Below are 17,713 nucleotides of genomic sequence, written 5' to 3'. Positions count from 1 at the left end.
GGTGCCCGGGATTCGGGGCAAGAAGGTGGTTTCCGGTTCAGAAAATGCCGTGTTAGAACCCCGCGCGGGTTCCAGCACCCAATCACTAGCTAATGCGGGCGGAAGCAAATGAAAGATATCCTCGACACCCTCGAAGAGCGGCGCGCCGGCGCAAAGCTGGGCGGCGGGGAGAAGCGCATCGAGGCGCAGCATGCCCGCGGCAAGCTGACCGCACGGGAGCGCATCGAGCTGCTGCTCGACAAGGGATCGTTCGAGGAATTCGACATGTTCGTCGAGCACCGCTCGATCGAGTTCGGCATGGAGAAGACCAAGGTTCCCGGCGACGGCGTCGTCACCGGCTGGGGCACCGTCAACGGCCGCAGGACCTTCGTCTTCGCCAAGGATTTCACCGTGTTCGGCGGCTCGCTGTCGGAGACACACGCGCTGAAAATTACAAAACTCCAGGACATGGCGATGAAGGCGAGGGCGCCGATCATCGGCCTCTATGACGCCGGCGGCGCCCGCATCCAGGAAGGCGTCGCCGCGCTGGCCGGCTATTCCTACGTGTTCCGCCGCAACGTCGTCGCCTCCGGCGTGATCCCGCAGATCTCCGTCATCATGGGCCCGTGCGCCGGCGGCGACGTCTATTCGCCGGCGATGACCGATTTCATCTTCATGGTGAAGAACACCAGCTACATGTTCGTGACCGGCCCCGACGTGGTGAAGACCGTGACCAACGAGGTGGTGACGGCGGAGGAACTCGGCGGCGCCTCGGTGCACGCGACGCGCTCCTCGATCGCCGACGGCGCGTTCGAGAACGACGTCGACGCGCTATTGCAGATGCGCCGGCTGATCGACTTCCTGCCGTCGAACAACACCGACGGCGTGCCCGAATGGCCAAGCTTCGACGATATCGGCCGGGTCGACCTGTCCCTGGATACGCTGATCCCCGACAATCCGAACAAGCCCTATGACATCAAGGAATTGATCCTGAAGGTCGTGGACGAGGGCGACTTCTTCGAGATCTCCGAGACCTTCGCCAAGAACATCGTCACCGGCTTCGGCCGCATCGCCGGCCGCACCGTGGGCTTCGTCGCCAACCAGCCGATGGTGCTCGCCGGCGTGCTCGACAGCGACGCCTCGCGCAAGGCCGCGCGCTTCGTCCGCTTCTGTGATGCCTTCAACATCCCGATCGTCACCTTCGTCGACGTGCCCGGCTTCCTGCCCGGCACCGCGCAGGAATATGGCGGCCTGATCAAGCACGGCGCAAAACTGCTGTTCGCCTACTCGCAATGCACGGTGCCGCTCGTCACCATCATCACCCGCAAGGCCTATGGCGGCGCCTTCGACGTCATGGCCTCGAAGGAGATCGGCGCCGACATGAACTATGCCTGGCCGACGGCGCAGATCGCGGTGATGGGGGCCAAGGGCGCGGTCGAGATCATCTTCCGCTCCGACATCGGCGACCCCGACAAGATCGCCGCGCGCACCAAGGAATACGAAGACCGCTTCCTCTCCCCCTTCATCGCCGCCGAGCGCGGCTACATCGACGATGTCATCATGCCGCATTCGACGCGGCGCCGGATCGCACGGGCGCTCGCGATGCTCAAGGACAAGAAGGTCGAGATCCCCGTGAAGAAGCACGACAATCTGCCGTTATGAGGCTTCAATCGGCGCTGTCGAGCTTATTGAATGGATATATCTGGCTTAGATCAAGTTGGTCTTTATGGTCGAGAACATGAGTTTCGAGATGGGGATGCCTAGCCGCGATTCGCTGCGCGTATTTGAACGCTGACTTGTGAAGTTCAGGCAGGCGTTTCAATGCCCGCTTGTATTTTGCCGCCGTTTCAATCTCGCAATCAAAGTAAAAGAAAATTGGTGGAGTAAGTTCGCTTCGCTCCTTGTCATCCAGCGATGCGTATAGGTATGCATTTGCATAGCCGTAACAGTATGCTGAATCGGAGTAGTTGCGAATTTTGCGATACTGCTCCGCATATGCATGGTACGAACGGAACGAGCCAATGAGGCGATGGCGGTCTGAATAGATTCCAGTCTTACGAAGGCGCAGAATTCTCTCTAAGGCATGGAGCATGCCATCCTGGTACCAGGAGCAAAATAGTATCTGAGGGTACTTGATTGCATTATAAGTGTCATGAAGCCAGCTATGTGCTCTTCTCGTTAGTGCGAGGATGCCCTCGACCTCTTCATACATAACGTCCGAACAGAGACAAATCTTCGTTGTGGCGTGTGCCTTGATCTGCTCAACGAAAAATGTCCCGTCTGTTTCGATGAGGTTTAAGTTTAGCTCGCTCAATCTCTGCCGATCGGAAGCTGAGATGTTGGGGGCAACAAAGTACGCCTGTCTGCGAAAATCGCGTAGCGCGTCGAGAACACCTCCGTAAATTTGGAGGAAATCATCATCTCTTAGCGAATAGCCGATGAAGACTACGTTGCGTGTGGCCAGTAGCGACTTAAGGTGAGCTCCCAACAATCCGATCTGTAAACGGGTCTCACAGGCTTTATAGTCCGAGCGCGTGGCAACGATTGATCCGAAATTCGATATGGATCCGTGAATCTTGATTACCTTCCGTTCGGCTGCTGCCCAAAGTCCAAGATCGCGGTCCTCGATAAATGGGGTGGCCGCGCAATGTTGTTCGAAGTAGTCATCCCAATTGGTGGTTACCACAGTGTCTAGTGGAAAGAATGTAGCTAACTCTCGATGAAACCGTGTCGCGTTGCGATAGATTTGACCGTGTGAATAGGCGTAATCAAAATGCTCCTTGATCTTCTGGATCAGTCCAATTTTTCCTGATGGTGATGAGCAAAAGTCCTCCATCAAATCAGGAAAGGCACGGTCATGTGTGGTGCCGCCAAGGATGTAGTTAATTTCGCTATATAGGGTGTTCGGCATCACGCCCGGCGCTTCGGTGCTGATGCCAGCGCCAGCGAACAGAAGTACTGATCCATCTAAGAATGCATCCAGAAGTTCGGATGGCGCTTCAAATGATTTGTTTCTCTTGCAGAATTCGCATTGGCAGTTGTCGCCGTTGATTTCAGCCGAGAAAGTTAACGTCTGCCGTTTTCGAGGCCAAGTCTTCATCGCTTGATCGTTGCACGAGATTAGGTGAGAGGACGCTGTGAATTCGTCTACTTGAGCGCGTGGCGAGGCAGTTTGCTCGGAATCGAGCTCGGCGGCAATCGAAGGGGGCAGTTTTTGGGTTGAAAATCGGACTGTATGAGGATAACGGGCTAGGGGCAACGGTGCGGCGGCCATAGACAAGGTAAGACAGCTGAGCGAAGCGCAACACGCCGTCTTTCTTGAAGAGAACTTCGGTGGATTGGGCAGTGGTTGGTCTGCCCTAGGGTTATAGTCGGTTCGCGACCAACCCCCTCGATCTTGAACCCATGACCGAAGTCGATCCAGAAGACGAGATTTCAGAGATCGAAGCGCGGATCGAGGAGCTTGCCGAGAGCGCCGAACGATGTCGGAAGTTCATTCGGGCTTCCAAGGCAGCGATTGCCGGCGGTATCACATTGCTGCTTATCGCACTCGTCGGCCTGTTTGGATTAGGTCAGGTCGCAGCACTTGGATCGATCGCCATGGTGCTGGGCGGGATCGTGTCGTTGGGATCGAATGTCAGCACATTGCGACAGACCGACAGCGCCATCTCCGCCGCCGAGGCGCGCCGCTTGCAACTGATCGGCAGGATCCATCTTCGGCCGGTCGGTGATGCGCCCAAGAAACTGATGTGATGCGCTGACTTGTGAACAGGTGTCGTCGGCACAATAACGAGCTATCCTTGGAGCGAATACCCGCCGGAGGATCACATGCCCACCACTCTCTTCATCGTCCGTGCCACCGTCACCGACCCCGCGAAACGTGCCGCGTTCGATGCCTGGTATTCGCGCGAGCATTTGCCGGATGCGCTGAAATCGTTCCAGGCGCAGAAGGCGTGGCGGTATTGGAGCGCGACGGATCCGTCGCAGCATTTGGCGACCTATCAGTTTGCCGATCAGACCTCACTCGAGCGCGCGGTCAACGGCGAGGAGATGAAACGGCTGATTGCCGACTTCAATCGCGATTGGCCTGACGTCACGCGCACGCGTGAGGTGCTGGTGTTGGCGGAGGAGATTGCGGCCTGATCGCCGCGTCGCGCCTACGCCGCCTTGCCCTGGTTCTTGAACATCTCCGTCGCGCGCTTCTTCAGTTCGTCGGGTGCGACGTCCTCGATGTGTGTGCCGAAGAACCAGCTATTGCCGGCGACATCCTTCACCCCGCCGGTGCGGTCGCCGTAGAATTGGTCCGCCGGCTCCATGATCGAGGTCGCGCCGGCCTCGATGGCGCAGCGGTAGGCGGTGTCGACGTCGGGCACGTAGAGATAGAGCATGGCGGGCATGGCCTTGGCGTGCTCGCAGGCATCGGCAATCATCACCATGGAATCGCCGATCCTGAGCGTCGCGTGCATGATCGTGCCATCGGGCCGCGGGGTCGGCTCGTGGTGCTTTCGGGCACCCAGCGCCTGCTCCAGGAAGCTGATGATCTTCTCGGCACCCTCCACGATAAGATAAGGCGTCACGGTGTGAAACCCGTCTGGAGTCGGTCGCGCCTTTGCCGCCATGGCGTTCTCCTTCGGAATTGGAGCTGACCCGGTTAACGCCGAGCGTCCATTTTGGTCGCATCGTGCCGGCAAAAAAAGATCGTGGCGAGTCCGCGGATGCAGAGGCGCGCGCGATTGCCGCGGCGCTTTTTGTCGCGCCCAGCGCACGCGCAAAGTTCAGCGGGCATTCATCTCACGGCGGCGACACTGTTCGAGCATCACATGCTGAGCAAGAAAAGGACAATGTTCATGGAACGCCGCCACTTTTTGAAGATTGCATTGGGCGCTGCCGCAGGTGTGGCAACCTTTGCTGCAACCGCGCAAGCCGCGGCGATGATGCCACTAAGCGAAGACGCGCGGCGGCCTTCCAGCCCGGATGCCCATCCTGCGGTTTCCACCGGCGATGAAGTTGAAAAGCTCAAGCCCGAACAGGTGCAATGGCATGGCAGTCACGGGCATCGCGGTCACGGGCATCGCGGTCACGGGCATCGCGGTCATGGGCATGGAGGTCATGGACATCGTCGCCACTGGCATCCTCACCGGGGCTGGCGCCATCGCCATCGCCACTGGCACCGTCGGCACGGGCGTCGCTGGTGAGGCCAATCTAGTCTAGCAGGCCCACTAATCGAAAAAGGGCAGGGACCGCGAGCCGCAGTCCCTGCCCACTATCGTTTGGCCACTAAAGTTTAGCGCGCTCTGCTCGGCCATCTGATTGGCCGAGCTTTGTTCGACTAGAGCTTCGGCTCTGATGGAATCAGATCCGAAGCTCTAGATTCTAGTTTTGACGCGTTTTCTGCGCAGATAAGTCTACGCAATCTGCGTAAACTTGATTGCTATGCGAACCGGAGTCCACTTCGCTCGAAAACGCTCTACGCTTTAACGACAAGTTTAGAAAGGCCGGCAACGGCCATGGCGCCAAATGAAGCCGCGGGGGCAGACGCGAGGCGCCACCACCATTCTCGGTGCAGGCCGCACGTAGACGGCGCGGTTGGGTCGGCAACCGCCATACGGACCACGGTGAAAGCCGGGGCCGCAACCGCCCGCCGCGTTTGCGGAGCTGAAGCTCGCGACCATGCCAGCCGCAACGACAGCCGCCGCCAGAACATACTTCATTCTTTTTCTCCCATTGAGTTCTCGCCGCACTCGAATGCGACAGTGATTCGCCGCGCTGGAGTGTCGCAGACGCCGCATCACTTGTCGCGGAGCATAGTTTCCAGGGCTGAATGCGATGTGAACGGAGCGGTTACTTCTTACCGTGGAGCAAAGAAACCTGCTACCAAGTTAGCGTTCTGCAGCATTTGCCGGTGCAAATGACGAAGCAATGACGGCGCCAGTTCTTCGCTGCGCTCGCGTGCCGCTATTCGCCAGTCCCGAATAGCGCAGCAAATCGCTTTTCGCCGTTCCGCGAAAAATTCACCACGCGGCTGCCCGGCGTCGTGTCGCGCGCCGCCCATTTCAACTCGGTGAAGCGCTCCATGATCGCAGCGCCCAGCGTGCCCGCCAGATGATGCCGCCGCTCGCTCCAATCGAGGCACGCCTTGCATACGGGGCGGCGAGGATGGAGTAGCGCGTCGGCGTCGATCTGCAGCGCCTTCGCGATGAAGCGCTTGCCTTCGCCGGTCAGCTCCATCGCGTCCTTGCTCTGCCGGATCAGCCGCTGCTTCTTCATGCTGTCGAGCATCTGAACGCCGAGGTCGCCCGCGAGGTGATCGTAGCAGATCCGCGCGCGGCGGAGCGCGGGGTCCTTCGGCCCGGTGCGCACGCGCATGTGGCCGGCGCGCGCGGCAAGCCCCGCAAGCCCCTCCAGCACGCCTGCGACGTCGGTGCCGGTGAGGCGGTAATAGCGGTGGCGGCCCTGCTTTTCCGGCTCGATCAGCCCGCCAGTTTCGAGCTTGGACAGATGCGAGCTCGCGGTCTGCGGCGTAATGCCAGCTTCCTGCGCAAGCTCGCTCGCGGTAAGTGCCCGGCCGCTCAACAGCGCGGTGAGCATGTTGGCGCGCGCAGGGTCGCCGACCAGCGACGCGACCATGGCGATGTCAGGACCAGCTTTCATACTTCGATCTTAGCCGAAGCATTAGCGTCGAGCAAGGCGTTATCATTCGCGCAACCTGATCGAAGTGTCGCACCGGTGCGAGGTGTCGCACCGGTGGCGACGAGGCGGTCCATCATTCCGCGTGCGCGGACGGATGCTTCCGCCTTCGCCCGCAACGACGCAAGCTGTGGGAGCAACCCATGACCATCACCGCGTTCATCCGCTACGAGCTCGATCCCTTCAAACGCGCGCAGTTCGAGGAATATTCCAGGCGCTGGCTCACCATCATTCCCAAATGCGGGGGCGATCTGATCGGCTACTTCATGCCGCATGAGGGCACCAACAACATCGCCTTTGCGCTGATCTCGTTCGAAAGCCTTGCCGCCTACGAGGCCTATCGCGCACGGCTGCGCGAGGACGCCGAAGGCATGGCCAATTTCAACTTCGCCGAGGAACAGAAATTCATCCTGGCCGAAGAGCGGACTTTTTTGCGGCCGGTTACGTTGTAGACTGTCGCCTTCCGGAACGAGGGAGGTGCCGATGATTGCCGTGATCTTCGAGGTCTGGCCGAAGCCCGAACTTCGGCAGCAATATTTCGATCTTGCCGCCGAGTTGCGGCCGATCCTGGAGAGCATTGACGGCTTCATTTCCGTGGAGCGCTTCGAGAGCCTGACCGAGAAGGGAAAGTTCCTGTCGATATCGTTCTTCCGCAATGAAGCCGCCGTCGAGGCCTGGCGCAATGTGGTGGAACATCGCAGGTCTCAGGCGAAGGGCCGCGCGGTCATATTTGAGGACTACCGGATCCGGATCGCCAGTGTGATCCGCGACTACGGCATGAACGATCGCGCGCAGGCGCCCAGGGACAGCCGTGCCGTTCATGAGCCGCACTAGCTCGCAATACCAATCATCGAAAGGAGAGCAAACATGCCGGTCACGATTGCCGAGAAGCGCGCTGCGTTCAGGAAGCTGCATGAGAGCGGCTGCTTCATCCTGCCCAATCCCTTTGACGTCGGCAGCGCCCGCGCACTGCAGCAACTCGGTTTCAAGGCGCTCGCCTCCACCAGCGCCGGCTTTGCCTGGACCATCGGCAAGGCAGACAACCGCGTCACGGTCGATGATGTCGTGGGCCATCTGACGGCGCTTTGCGCCGCCGTCGATCTGCCCGTCAACGCCGATTTCGAAGGCGGCTTTGCCGTAGAGCCGGACAACGTTGCAACCAACGTTGCCCGCGGCGTCAGGACAGGGGTTGCGGGACTCTCGATCGAGGACTCGACCGGCGATGCGGCAAAGCCGCTGTACGACTCCAGCCTGGCGGTCGAACGCATCAAGGCCGCGCGCAAGGCGATCGACGCCGAGGATAGCGGCGTCCTGCTCACCGGCCGCTGCGAGGCCTTCCTGTGGGGACGGAACGATCTCAATCTCGTCATTGAGCGGCTGCAAGCCTATTCCGCCGCCGGCGCCGATTGCCTCTATGCGCCCGGCATCAAGACGAGGGACGAGATCGCGGCGGTCGTGAAGGCGGTGCATCCCAAGCCCGTCAATCTCCTGATCGGCGCCTCCGGCCTGTCGCTGCAGGAAGCGACCGATCTCGGCGTGCGCCGCATCAGCGTCGGCGGATCGCTGGCGCGCAACGCCTGGGCCGGCTTCATGAAAGCCGCACGCGAGATGGCGGAGCAGGGGACCTTCACCGAACTCGCCCACGGCTATCCCGGCGGCGAGCTCAACAAGATGTTCAAGTAGCAGTTCTCACAAGAAACACGGCGGGCGGATCGATGCCCGCCGTGCCTCGAGAGTGTCGATACCTCTTACTTATTGCTGTCCGGCTTGGCCGAACGGTCGATCTCCTGGCCGGTCGGATTCGACTGCGGTGGTGTCGGGCGGTTAGTCGCCGCGCCCGTCGTCGTGCCGGGTTCGGTGTTGGCCTTCGGCGTGGTCGATGGAGATGCGGGGTTGGCCGGCTGGTTCTGCGCGCTCTGCGATGGCGGCGTCGTGCCGGCATTGTTAACGGACGTGTTGTTCAGGCCATAGAACACTGCGCCAAGCACCACCGCGATCGCAATCGCGAACATCGCGATCTTCGCACCACTGGCCGGGCCCTCGGCAAGCTCCGGATCCGGCTGCAACTCATTGTCCAGATTGTTGAGACGCGCCTGATGGCGGATCTCGTCCTCGGTCATATTGCTGCGGTCAGGGTCATTCGGTTGGTATGCCATTGGGGTTCCTCCGTTAGCCTAAGTTACAACTCGCGAGCGCTCCCTGACGTTCCCGGTCCCTGCGTGCTGCACGTCTTCGTCGAAGAAGAATGCACTGCACAAAAACACTTGAGCGAGAATCGCGCCGGCCGTTTGACGCCATGCCTGCATCCGCCCACCTGCTGTCGGCCTTCCGGGTACCTTACGGCGTTTCGCGCAACACCCCTCCGGCGCACGAAGCGAAAACAAACCCGGTCATTCCAGGCACGAAATTGCGAACTTCGAAAGCGAGCTGTTTCAGCACAGAATTGTGCTGCGCGGCCTTTGAAAACCGACATAGACTGGTTCTAAGGCGCTTGGATGACTAGCTAAAATCAGTCGCTGCGACCAAGGATTACGAGGGCTTAGATGGGAATCAACCAAGGTCCGATCAGTCTCGACCAGAAGTATACTCAGGGCACCGGCCATATCTTTCTGACCGGCATCCAGGCCCTGGTCCGTCTGCCGATGGCGCAGATCCGCCGCGACCGTGCAGCCGGCCTCAACACCGCGGGCTTCATCTCCGGCTATCGCGGCTCGCCGCTTGGCGGTTACGACCAGCAGCTCTTTGCGGCGAAGCACCATCTTGAGCAGTACAACATCAAGTTCCAGCCTGGCGTGAACGAGGACTTGGCTGCCACGGCGGTCTGGGGCTCGCAGCAGCTCCACCTCTCGCCCGGCGCCAACTACGACGGCGTGGTTGGCATCTGGTACGGCAAGGGCCCAGGCGTCGACCGTTGCGGCGACGTGTTCCGCCACGGCAATGCGGCGGGCTCCGCCAAGCATGGCGGCGTGCTGTGTCTGGCCGGCGACGACCATGGCGCCAAATCCTCCACTGTGCCGCACCAGTCCGACCACGCCTTCATCTCGGCGCTGATGCCCTATCTCTATCCGTCCAGCATCCACGAGATGATCGAGATGGGTCTGCTCGGCATCGCGATGTCGCGTTACTCCGGCTGCTGGGTCGGCATGAAGGTGATCACGGAGACGGTTGAGACCACGGCCGAGATCGACCTCAGCGACGAGATGACGCCATTCGTGATCCCGACCGATTTCGAACTGCCGCCTGATGGCCTGAACATCCGCTGGCCCGACGACCGCTTCGAGCAGGACCGGCGCCTGCAGGACTACAAGGGCTATGCGGCGATCGCTTTTGCCCGCGCCAACAAGGTCAACCGCATCACCATGGATTCGCCGAACGCGCGCTACGGCATCATGGCCTCAGGCAAGAGCTACGAGGATATCCGCCAGGCGCTGCGCGAACTCGGCATCACGGAGGAGATCGCCGCCAAGATCGGCATCCGCCTCTACAAGATCGGCATGCCCTGGCCGCTGGAGCCGGAAGGCGTGCGCAACTTTGCCGTCGGCCTGGAGGAGATCTTCATCGTCGAGGAACGGCGCGAGATCGTCGAGAACCAGGTCAAGCAGGAACTCTTCAACTGGCGCGACGACGTCCGCCCGCGCATCGTCGGCAAGATGGACGAGCACGAGAAGCGCTTCCTTACTTTCGCTGCCGAGCTCAGCGTCGCCTCGCTCGCGAGCTCGCTGACCGAGCGCCTGCTTCGGCTCAATCTCAACCCTGAGATCGCCGAGATGCTGCGCGCCAAGGCCGATTGGTTCAACGGCCGCCAGGCGACGCAAATGCAGGCGACATCCCCGATCGCCCGCGTCCCGTATTTCTGCTCGGGCTGCCCGCACAACACCTCGACCAAGGTGCCGGAAGGCAGCCGCGCGATGGCCGGCATCGGCTGCCACTTCATGGCGCTGTGGATGAACCGCAACACCGAGACCTTCACGCATATGGGCGGGGAGGGCGTGCCGTGGGTCGGCATCGCGCCGTTCACCAACGAGAACCACATCTTCGCCAATCTCGGCGACGGCACCTATTTCCATTCCGGCATTCTGGCGATCCGGCAGGCCGTCGCTTCCAAGGCCAACATCACCTACAAGATCCTCTACAACGACGCGGTCGCGATGACCGGCGGCCAGCGTCACGACGGCGATCTGTCGCCGCAGCAGATCACCTTCCAGCTCCACGCCGAAGGCATTCGCGAGATCTACCTCGTCTCCGAGAATCCCGACGCCTATCCGGCCGGCACCATCGCGCCCGGCGTGAAGCTCGCCCATCGCGACGAGCTTGAGAACGTCATGAAGGCGTGCCGCGAGTTCAAGGGCACGTCCGCGATCGTGTTCGTGCAGACTTGTGCCGCTGAAAAACGCCGCCGCCGCAAGCGCGGCCTGATGGAGGACCCGCAGCGCCGCGTGCTGATCAACCCCGCCGTCTGCGAGGGCTGCGGCGACTGCTCGGTGCAGTCGAACTGCATCTCGGTCGAGCCGCTGGAGACCGAGTTCGGCCGCAAGCGCACCATCAACCAGTCGACCTGCAACAAGGACTATTCGTGCGTGAAGGGCTTCTGCCCGTCCTTCGTTACCGTCGATGGCGGCAAGCTGCGCCGCCGCGCGCCGCCGGATCTCGGCGCCATTGGTGACCTGCCGGAGCCCACCGTGCGGCCGTCACTCGATCGGCCCTATAACATCGCGGTCGGCGGCGTCGGCGGCACCGGCGTGCTGACGATCGGCGCGCTGCTCGGCATGGCCGCTCATATCGAAGGCAAGGCCAGCATGATCCTGGACATGTCGGGCCTCGCGCAGAAGGGCGGCGCGGTGCTGAGCCACGTCCGGCTATCAGATCACCCGGCCGACGTTACCTGTTCGCGCATCGTCACCGGCACCGCCGATCTCGTGCTGGCCGCGGACGAGGTGGTCGCGGCGTCCAAGGAGACGATCACGCTGTGCGAATCCGGCCGCACCGCCGGCATCATCAACAGCCATGTGATCCCGACCGCGGACTTCATCCTCAACCGCGACTTCAACTTCCAGGTTCGCAAGGTCAACTCGGTGCTGGAGAACGCACTGCGCCAGGACTCCGCCTTCTTCGATTTCACCAGGCCGGCCGAAGCCCTGCTTGGCGACAGCATCGCCACCAACATCATGATGATGGGCTACGCCTATCAGAAGGGCCTGTTGCCGCTGTCGGCGGCGTCGATCGAGCAGGCGATCGAGGTCAACGGCGTCTCGATCAAGATGAACAAGGAGGCCTTCCAGCTCGGCCGTCTTGCCGCCGCCGATCCGGTGCGGCTGGCCGCGATGATGAAGGACCAGGACGAGCCGGTCGCGCCGAAGACGCTGGATGCCATGACGCTGGACGAGATCATCGCCCACCGCAGCGCCCATCTCACGGCGTATCAGAGTAGCAGGTTGGCAAAACGCTATCGCAAGCTGGTCGATCAGGTGCGCGATGCCGCCACCAAGGGCGGCTATGGCGAAGCGCTGACGCGGGCGGTTGCGATCAACTATGCCAAGCTGCTCGCCTACAAGGACGAGTACGAGGTGGCGCGGCTCTACACCGACGGCCGGTTCGAGCACCAGCTCCGCGAGCAGTTCGAAGGCGATTTCAAGTTCAACTTTAATCTCGCGCCGCCGATCCTGGCGCGCGGCGTCGACGCCCAGGGCCGCCCGAAGAAGCGCGCCTTCGGTCCGTGGATGCTGAATGCCTTCCGCGTGCTGGCCAGGCTGCGCTTCCTGCGCGGCACGCCGCTCGACCTCTTCGGCTATAGCGCCGACCGCAAGCTCGAGCGCGATTTGATCGCAGGCTACGAGAAGGACGTCGCGACCGTGCTCGGCCTGTTGTCGCCGGTCACGGTCGACACCGCTGTCGAGTTGCTCTCGCTGCCCGATCGCATCCGCGGCTACGGCCCGGTGAAGGAAAAGGCGGTGCAGGACGCAAAAGCTCGCTACGCCCAACTCGCCGCCGACCTCGCCAACCCGCCGCCGGCCCCGAGGCAAATGGCAGCGGAGTAGCGTCGGGCCACGGCGCCGCTGCTTACTCCTCATGGTGAGGAGCGCGTAGCGCGTCTCGAACCATGAGGCCCGGCTGTCGCCCAGGGCCATCCTTCGAGACGCCGCTACGCGGCTCCTCAGGATGAGGTCTGATGCGTGTGGCGGCTACGCCCTCCCTCTCGCCGCACGGAATATTTCCGCGCTTGCCAAGGCCTGCCTGACGGTCCAGAAAAACGCTCGCACCAGAAACGCCAGCGGAGAACGAGTTGACCATCAAAGGCAAGGCTTACATTGCCGGCATCTATGAGCATCCCACCCGGCATGCTCCCGACAAATCCACCGCGCAGCTCCATGCCGAGGTCGCCAAGGGCGCGATCGAGGATGCGGGGCTCACCAAGGACGATATCGACGGCTATTTCCTCGCCGGCGATGCGCCCGGCGGGCTCTGGCCGATGGTCGATTATCTCGGCTTCAACACCAAGAAGTTGCGGCACGTCGATTCCACCGAGACCGGCGGCTGTTCCTACCTGATCCACCTGGGTCACGCAGCCGAAGCGATTGCTGCCGGCAAATGCTCGATCGCGCTGGTGACGCTCGCCGGCAAGCCGCGCACCGGCGTGATGCCGCCGCGCGCCGCCGGCGCCGAGGCCGATTTCGAATCCGCCTACGGAGCTACCACGCATAACGCCTACGGCATGTGTGCCATGCGCCATATGCACGATTACGGCACCACCAGCGAGCAACTCGCCTGGATCAAGGTCGCCGCATCCCATCACGCGCAATACAACCCGCACGCGATGCTGAAGGAGGTCGTCACAGTCGAGGACGTCCTGAACTCACCGATGATTTCAGATCCGCTGCACCGCATGGACTGCTGCGTCGTCACCGACGGCGGCGGCGCGATGATCGTCACCACGGAGGAAATCGCGAAGAGCCTGAAGAAGCCGCTGGTGCGCCTGATCGGCCATGGCGAAGCGATGAAGGGCCCGCGTGGCGGCAAGGATCTCGATCTGACGTATTCCGCCGGCGTGTGGTCCGGTCCGCGCGCCTTCGAGGAAGCGGGCGTGACGCCGAAGGATATCAAATACGCCTCGATCTACGACAGCTTCACCATCACCGTGCTGATGCAGCTCGAAGACCTCGGCTTCTGCAAGAAAGGCGAGGGCGGCAAGTTCGTCGCCGACGGCAACCTGATTTCGGGCGTCGGCAAACTGCCGTTCAACACCGACGGCGGCGGGCTCTGCAGCAACCATCCCGTCAACCGCGGCGGCATGACCAAGATCCTCGAGGCCGTCCGGCAACTCCGCGGCGAAGCGCATCCGAAGGTGCAGGTGCCGAATTGCGATCTGGCGATCGCGCATGGCACCGGCGGCCTGCTCGGCGTCCGCCACGCCGCCTCGACCTGCATTCTGGAGCGCGTGTGATGACTGAAGCGAAGAAATACAATGCGCCGGTGACCAACCCGGAAACCGCGCCGTTCTGGGAAGCGGCCAAGCAGGGCAAGTTCCTGATCAAGCGCTGCACCGCCTGCGGCGAGCCGCATTACTTTCCGCGGTCGATCTGCCCGTTCTGCTTCTCCGACAAGACGGTGTGGGAAGAGAGCTCGGGCGAGGCGACCGTCTATACCTACAGCCTGATGCGGAAGTCGCCGACCGGCGCGTACGCGATCGCCTATGTCACGCTGAAGGAAGGCCCGTCGCTGCAGACAAATATCGTCGACTGCGACCTGGACAAGATCAGGATCGGCCAGAAGGTGAAGGTGGTGTGGAAGCCGACCGATGGCGCGCCACTGCCGTTCTTCACGGCGGCCTGAGAAGTACCTTCTCCCCTTGTGGGGGAAGGTGGCAGCCGCAGGCTGCCGGATGAGGGGTTCTCTCCACAGGCACAGGTGCTCATGGAGGCAACCCCTCGCCCGAACGAGCTTGTTGCTGGCGGCGGAGCGGCCCTCTCCCACAAGGGGAGGGGGCGCAGCAACTAGCGCCGATGGAAAAGGAATCGGGAGGAACGAGAGAAATGCCGATCAACTACGAGCAACTGATGGCCCTGAAAAATCTCGGCCAGAAGTACAGCTACGGCGATCGCGAGGTGATGCTCTACGCCTATGGCATCGGCATGGGCGCCGATCCCATGGACGAGCGCGAACTCGCTTTCGTCAATGAAGCGACGCTGACGCCGCGTCCGCTGAAGGTCGTGCCGACCTTCGCATCAGTGGCGGCCTGGGGCGCCGGCCCCGGTGAGATGAACCTCAACCGCGTGCTGGTGGTCGATGGCGAGCGCGACATCAGCTTCCACAACCCGCTCGCAACGGCCGCAAACATCACCGCTGATTCCAGCGTGCTCGACGTGTTCGACAAGGGCAAGGACAAGGGCGCGGTGATCCGCCACCAGACCATCCTGAGGGATGAGAAGGGCGAGAAGCTCGTCACGCTGGTCGCCTCGCGCTTCGCCCGCGGCGACGGCGGCTTTGGCGGACCGTCCGAGGGCCAGCCCGAGCCGCACAAGGTGCCCGAGCGCGCGCCCGACCGGACCGTCGACATCGCAACGCGCCCGGACCAGGCGCTGATCTACCGCCTCTGCGGCGACCGCAACCCGCTGCATTCCGATCCGGAGTTCGCGAAGAAAGCGGGCTTCCCGCGGCCGATCCTGCACGGCATGTGCACCTACGGCATCACCTGCCGCGGCGTGCTGCAAACCTACGCCGATTACGATCCGTCCGCCTTCAAGCAGCACGTCGCGCGCTTCTCTTCGCCGGTCTATCCCGGCGAGACCGTGACGATCGATCTCTGGAAGGACGGCAACGTGATCTCGTTCGAGGCCAAGGTGAAATCGCGCGGCGTCACCGTGATCCGCAACGGCAAGACGGTGCTGGGCTAGTCGGCCGTGGTTGAGGCGCTCTGAGTTATCTCGTCATGCCCGGGCAAAAGCGCGAAGCGCGTCTTCGCGCTAGATGTCCCGGGCATCCACGTTCTTTGTTGCAAATGGCGCCTAAGTCGTGGATGGCCGGGACGAGCCCGGCCATGACGGAGAGGAAGAAAAAACAAAACGGGAGAAGCAACCATGGGATTACTCGACGGCAAGGTGGCGGTGATCACCGGCGCGGGCGGCGGGCTCGGTGAGGCCTACGCAAGACTATTCGCACGCGAGGGCGCGGCGGTGGTGGTCAACGATCTCGGCGGCCCGCGCGATGGCTCGGGCGCCGACAAGTCGATGGCGCAGCAGGTGGTGGATGCGATCAAGGCCGAGGGCGGCCGCGCGGTCGCCAATGGGGCCGACATCTCGACGCTGGAAGGCGGCCAGTCGGTGTTCGACGATGCCATCAAGAATTTCGGCCGCGCCGACATCCTCGTCAACAATGCGGGTATCCTGCGCGACCAGACCTTCGCCAAATCGAGCGAGGCCGACTGGGACAGGGTGATCAAGGTGCATCTCAAAGGCACCTTCTGCTGCACGCTGCCGGTTTTCCGCTGGATGCGCGAGAACGGCGGCGGCGTCATCGTCAACACCTCCTCGACCTCGGGGCTGATCGGCAATTTCGGCCAGAGCAATTATGGCGCGGCCAAGGGCGGCATCTGGGGCTTCTCCAACGTGCTCGCGATCGAGGGCCGCAAATACAACATCCGGGTCTGGACGCTGGCCCCGGGCGCGCTGACCCGCATGACAGCAGACCTGCCCCGCTATAAAGAAAACCCGGGTGCCGCGCTTGGCCCGGACGGCATCGCGCCGGCCGTGCTATACATGGTCAGCGATTTGTCAGGCGACCAGACCGGCAAGGTGCTCGGCGTCTCCGGCCCGCGTGGGGTGCGGGAGATGCGGATGATGGAAATGGAAGGCTGGAAGCCGCCGTTCACAGGCTGGAAAGCCGAGGATATCGTCGCCCATGCCAACGAGATCTTCTTCTCCGAGGAGCAGATCAAGATGGGTGCGCGGCGGTTTTGAGTTACACAGTCGTTCCGGGGCGCGCGCAGCGCGAACCCGGAACCTCGAGATTCCGGGTCTGGTCCTTCGGACGATCCCGGAATGACGAAAGAGGATAGAGGCACGAATGACAAAGCTCACCGCCCAGGCCGCCGGCACCTTCGCCATCGCGCCGACGCCGTTCCATGATGGCGGCCGCATCGACGAGCGTTCGATCGACCGGCTCAGCGACTTCTACACCGAGGTCGGCTGCGACGGCGTCACCGTGCTCGGCATCCTGGGCGAGGCGCCGAAGCTGGATGCAGCCGAGGCCGAGCAGGTCGCACTTCGCTTCATCAAGCGCGCCAAGGATCTGCAGGTGATCGTCGGCGTCTCCGCGCCGGGCTTCGCCTCGATGCGATCGCTGGCCAAGGCATCGATGGATGCCGGCGCCGCCGGCGTCATGATCGCGCCGCCGCCGCACCTGCGCACCGACGACCAGATCATCGGTTACTTCAAGCAGGCACAGGAAGCGATCGGCGACGACATTCCCTGGGTGCTGCAGGATTACCCGCTGACGCTCACGGTGGTGTTCACGCCGGCGGTGATCCGCAAGATCGTGACGGACAGCCCATCGTGCGTGATGCTCAAGCATGAGGATTGGCCCGGCCTGGAGAAGATCACCACGCTGCGCAATTTCCAGAAGGACGGCTCGCTGCGGCCGCTGTCCATCCTGGTCGGCAATGGCGGCCTGTTCCTGGATTTCGAGATGGAGCGCGGCGCCGACGGCGCGATGACCGGCTACGCATTCCCCGAGCTCCTGATCGACGTGGTCAAGCTCTCAAAGGCCGGCAAACGCGACGCCGCGCATGATCTGTTCGACGCCCATCTGCCGCTGATCCGCTACGAGCAGCAGCCGGGCGTCGGGCTCACCGTGCGCAAATATGTGCTGCAGAAGCGCGGCATCATCGCCTCCAGCGCGCAGCGCAAGCCGGGCGCCGTGATCACGCCGCAGGCGAGGGCGGAGGTCGATTACCTCCTGTCGCGCGTGGCCCGCGTCGACCGCCGCGCCAACCTGCAGCCGCAGTCCAGCGCCGCAGGCTGAATTCTTACACCTCATGGTGAGGAGGCGCACAGCG

18 protein-coding genes are annotated in these 17,713 nt (G+C 62.4%); 13 read left to right on the top strand and 5 right to left on the bottom strand.

Going from position 1 to position 17,713, the window contains the following annotated elements; genetic code table 11:
- The first annotated feature begins 108 nt into the window (after nucleotides 1–108).
- A complete protein-coding gene (locus ACZIRK_RS30155) occupies nucleotides 109–1,641 on the top strand; it encodes an acyl-CoA carboxylase subunit beta (protein ID WP_474418718.1) in 1,533 nt (510 codons plus the stop codon).
- 4 nt (nucleotides 1,642–1,645) lie between these two features.
- Here ACZIRK_RS30155 and ACZIRK_RS30150 read toward each other — a convergent pair whose 3' ends face one another.
- Nucleotides 1,646–3,079, bottom strand: a complete 1,434-nt coding sequence (locus ACZIRK_RS30150) for an SIR2 family protein (RefSeq protein WP_130231870.1) — start codon at nucleotides 3,077–3,079, stop codon at nucleotides 1,646–1,648.
- A gap of 305 nt (nucleotides 3,080–3,384) precedes the next feature.
- Between ACZIRK_RS30150 and ACZIRK_RS30145 the strand changes: the two genes are divergently transcribed.
- Together ACZIRK_RS30145 and ACZIRK_RS30140 are read left to right on the top strand one after the other, a co-directional pair.
- Nucleotides 3,385–3,732, top strand: coding sequence for a hypothetical protein (locus ACZIRK_RS30145; RefSeq protein ID WP_130230330.1), 348 nt, complete (start codon nucleotides 3,385–3,387; stop codon nucleotides 3,730–3,732).
- Nucleotides 3,733–3,807: 75 nt separating this feature from the next.
- Nucleotides 3,808–4,122 carry a DUF4286 family protein gene (locus ACZIRK_RS30140; RefSeq protein ID WP_130230332.1) on the top strand — a complete coding sequence of 105 codons (315 nt, stop codon included), beginning with the start codon at nucleotides 3,808–3,810 and terminating at the stop codon, nucleotides 4,120–4,122.
- A gap of 14 nt (nucleotides 4,123–4,136) precedes the next feature.
- Here the strand turns inward: ACZIRK_RS30140 and ACZIRK_RS30135 are convergent, their stop codons facing one another.
- Entirely contained in the window at nucleotides 4,137–4,598 is a 462-nt protein-coding gene (locus ACZIRK_RS30135) for a VOC family protein (RefSeq protein WP_474418717.1), read from the bottom strand.
- A gap of 421 nt (nucleotides 4,599–5,019) precedes the next feature.
- Between ACZIRK_RS30135 and ACZIRK_RS30130 the strand changes: the two genes are divergently transcribed.
- Complete coding sequence (locus ACZIRK_RS30130; RefSeq protein ID WP_474418716.1) at nucleotides 5,020–5,190, top strand: hypothetical protein; 171 nt, start codon at nucleotides 5,020–5,022, stop codon at nucleotides 5,188–5,190.
- Between the two features lie 275 nt (nucleotides 5,191–5,465).
- Here ACZIRK_RS30130 and ACZIRK_RS30125 read toward each other — a convergent pair whose 3' ends face one another.
- Together ACZIRK_RS30125 and ACZIRK_RS30120 are read right to left on the bottom strand one after the other, a co-directional pair.
- Nucleotides 5,466–5,690, bottom strand: a complete 225-nt coding sequence (locus ACZIRK_RS30125; RefSeq protein ID WP_080663701.1) for a GCG_CRPN prefix-to-repeats domain-containing protein — start codon at nucleotides 5,688–5,690, stop codon at nucleotides 5,466–5,468.
- 244 nt (nucleotides 5,691–5,934) lie between these two features.
- Entirely contained in the window at nucleotides 5,935–6,630 is a 696-nt protein-coding gene (locus tag ACZIRK_RS30120; RefSeq protein ID WP_028164064.1) for an ArsR/SmtB family transcription factor, read from the bottom strand.
- Between the two features lie 179 nt (nucleotides 6,631–6,809).
- On the opposite strand from ACZIRK_RS30120, the gene ACZIRK_RS30115 reads away from it, so the two are divergent.
- Genes ACZIRK_RS30115 through ACZIRK_RS30105 form a run of 3 tightly spaced genes read left to right on the top strand, consistent with a single transcriptional unit; the run spans nucleotide 6,810 to nucleotide 8,349 of the window.
- Complete coding sequence (locus tag ACZIRK_RS30115) at nucleotides 6,810–7,118, top strand: NIPSNAP family protein (protein WP_130230336.1); 309 nt, start codon at nucleotides 6,810–6,812, stop codon at nucleotides 7,116–7,118.
- Between the two features lie 31 nt (nucleotides 7,119–7,149).
- Nucleotides 7,150–7,500 (top strand): antibiotic biosynthesis monooxygenase family protein, encoded by a 351-nt coding sequence (locus ACZIRK_RS30110; RefSeq protein WP_130230338.1) that lies wholly within the window; start codon nucleotides 7,150–7,152, stop codon nucleotides 7,498–7,500.
- A 33-nt stretch (nucleotides 7,501–7,533) separates the two neighbouring features.
- Entirely contained in the window at nucleotides 7,534–8,349 is an 816-nt protein-coding gene (locus tag ACZIRK_RS30105; RefSeq protein ID WP_130230340.1) for an isocitrate lyase/PEP mutase family protein, read from the top strand.
- Between the two features lie 65 nt (nucleotides 8,350–8,414).
- Here ACZIRK_RS30105 and ACZIRK_RS30100 read toward each other — a convergent pair whose 3' ends face one another.
- On the bottom strand, nucleotides 8,415–8,822 hold the full coding sequence (locus ACZIRK_RS30100) for a hypothetical protein (protein ID WP_130230342.1): 408 nt from the start codon (nucleotides 8,820–8,822) through the stop codon (nucleotides 8,415–8,417).
- Between the two features lie 387 nt (nucleotides 8,823–9,209).
- Between ACZIRK_RS30100 and ACZIRK_RS30095 the strand changes: the two genes are divergently transcribed.
- The 6 genes from ACZIRK_RS30095 to ACZIRK_RS30070 all read left to right on the top strand — a co-directional run bounded on the left by ACZIRK_RS30095 (nucleotide 9,210) and on the right by ACZIRK_RS30070 (nucleotide 17,679).
- Nucleotides 9,210–12,701 carry an indolepyruvate ferredoxin oxidoreductase family protein gene (locus ACZIRK_RS30095; protein WP_130230344.1) on the top strand — a complete coding sequence of 1,164 codons (3,492 nt, stop codon included), beginning with the start codon at nucleotides 9,210–9,212 and terminating at the stop codon, nucleotides 12,699–12,701.
- Nucleotides 12,702–12,946: 245 nt separating this feature from the next.
- Nucleotides 12,947–14,104 (top strand): thiolase domain-containing protein, encoded by a 1,158-nt coding sequence (locus ACZIRK_RS30090; RefSeq protein WP_130230346.1) that lies wholly within the window; start codon nucleotides 12,947–12,949, stop codon nucleotides 14,102–14,104.
- On the top strand, nucleotides 14,104–14,493 hold the full coding sequence (locus ACZIRK_RS30085) for a Zn-ribbon domain-containing OB-fold protein (RefSeq protein ID WP_130230348.1): 390 nt from the start codon (nucleotides 14,104–14,106) through the stop codon (nucleotides 14,491–14,493). Before ACZIRK_RS30090 ends, ACZIRK_RS30085 begins: the two co-directional genes overlap by 1 nt.
- 200 nt (nucleotides 14,494–14,693) lie before the next feature.
- Complete coding sequence (locus ACZIRK_RS30080; protein ID WP_130228659.1) at nucleotides 14,694–15,554, top strand: MaoC family dehydratase; 861 nt, start codon at nucleotides 14,694–14,696, stop codon at nucleotides 15,552–15,554.
- Nucleotides 15,555–15,737: 183 nt separating this feature from the next.
- On the top strand, nucleotides 15,738–16,616 hold the full coding sequence (locus ACZIRK_RS30075) for an SDR family oxidoreductase (protein ID WP_130228660.1): 879 nt from the start codon (nucleotides 15,738–15,740) through the stop codon (nucleotides 16,614–16,616).
- A gap of 106 nt (nucleotides 16,617–16,722) precedes the next feature.
- The gene (locus tag ACZIRK_RS30070) at nucleotides 16,723–17,679 is read left to right on the top strand and encodes a dihydrodipicolinate synthase family protein (protein ID WP_130228661.1); all 957 of its coding nucleotides are present in this window, start codon (nucleotides 16,723–16,725) and stop codon (nucleotides 17,677–17,679) included.
- Nucleotides 17,680–17,713: the final 34 nt, after the last annotated feature.

The sequence above is a fragment of the Bradyrhizobium sp. Leo114 genome (genome assembly GCF_055229415.2).
Note: the sequence above shows the minus strand (reverse complement) of the source record. Positions and strands in the feature narration are given on the sequence as shown.

Coding starts and splice junctions, on each gene's coding strand:
- ACZIRK_RS30145 (WP_130230330.1), top strand. CDS start 3,385: ATGACCGAAGTCGATCCAGAAGACGAGATTTCAGAGATCGAAGCGCGG.
- ACZIRK_RS30075 (WP_130228660.1), top strand. CDS start 15,738: ATGGGATTACTCGACGGCAAGGTGGCGGTGATCACCGGCGCGGGCGGC.
- ACZIRK_RS30105 (WP_130230340.1), top strand. CDS start 7,534: ATGCCGGTCACGATTGCCGAGAAGCGCGCTGCGTTCAGGAAGCTGCAT.
- ACZIRK_RS30125 (WP_080663701.1), bottom strand. CDS start 5,690: ATGAAGTATGTTCTGGCGGCGGCTGTCGTTGCGGCTGGCATGGTCGCG.
- ACZIRK_RS30100 (WP_130230342.1), bottom strand. CDS start 8,822: ATGGCATACCAACCGAATGACCCTGACCGCAGCAATATGACCGAGGAC.
- ACZIRK_RS30080 (WP_130228659.1), top strand. CDS start 14,694: ATGCCGATCAACTACGAGCAACTGATGGCCCTGAAAAATCTCGGCCAG.
- ACZIRK_RS30140 (WP_130230332.1), top strand. CDS start 3,808: ATGCCCACCACTCTCTTCATCGTCCGTGCCACCGTCACCGACCCCGCG.
- ACZIRK_RS30110 (WP_130230338.1), top strand. CDS start 7,150: ATGATTGCCGTGATCTTCGAGGTCTGGCCGAAGCCCGAACTTCGGCAG.
- ACZIRK_RS30120 (WP_028164064.1), bottom strand. CDS start 6,630: ATGAAAGCTGGTCCTGACATCGCCATGGTCGCGTCGCTGGTCGGCGAC.
- ACZIRK_RS30135 (WP_474418717.1), bottom strand. CDS start 4,598: ATGGCGGCAAAGGCGCGACCGACTCCAGACGGGTTTCACACCGTGACG.
- ACZIRK_RS30085 (WP_130230348.1), top strand. CDS start 14,104: ATGACTGAAGCGAAGAAATACAATGCGCCGGTGACCAACCCGGAAACC.
- ACZIRK_RS30150 (WP_130231870.1), bottom strand. CDS start 3,079: ATGAAGACTTGGCCTCGAAAACGGCAGACGTTAACTTTCTCGGCTGAA.
- ACZIRK_RS30130 (WP_474418716.1), top strand. CDS start 5,020: ATGGCAGTCACGGGCATCGCGGTCACGGGCATCGCGGTCACGGGCATC.
- ACZIRK_RS30070 (WP_130228661.1), top strand. CDS start 16,723: ATGACAAAGCTCACCGCCCAGGCCGCCGGCACCTTCGCCATCGCGCCG.
- ACZIRK_RS30095 (WP_130230344.1), top strand. CDS start 9,210: ATGGGAATCAACCAAGGTCCGATCAGTCTCGACCAGAAGTATACTCAG.
- ACZIRK_RS30115 (WP_130230336.1), top strand. CDS start 6,810: ATGACCATCACCGCGTTCATCCGCTACGAGCTCGATCCCTTCAAACGC.
- ACZIRK_RS30155 (WP_474418718.1), top strand. CDS start 109: ATGAAAGATATCCTCGACACCCTCGAAGAGCGGCGCGCCGGCGCAAAG.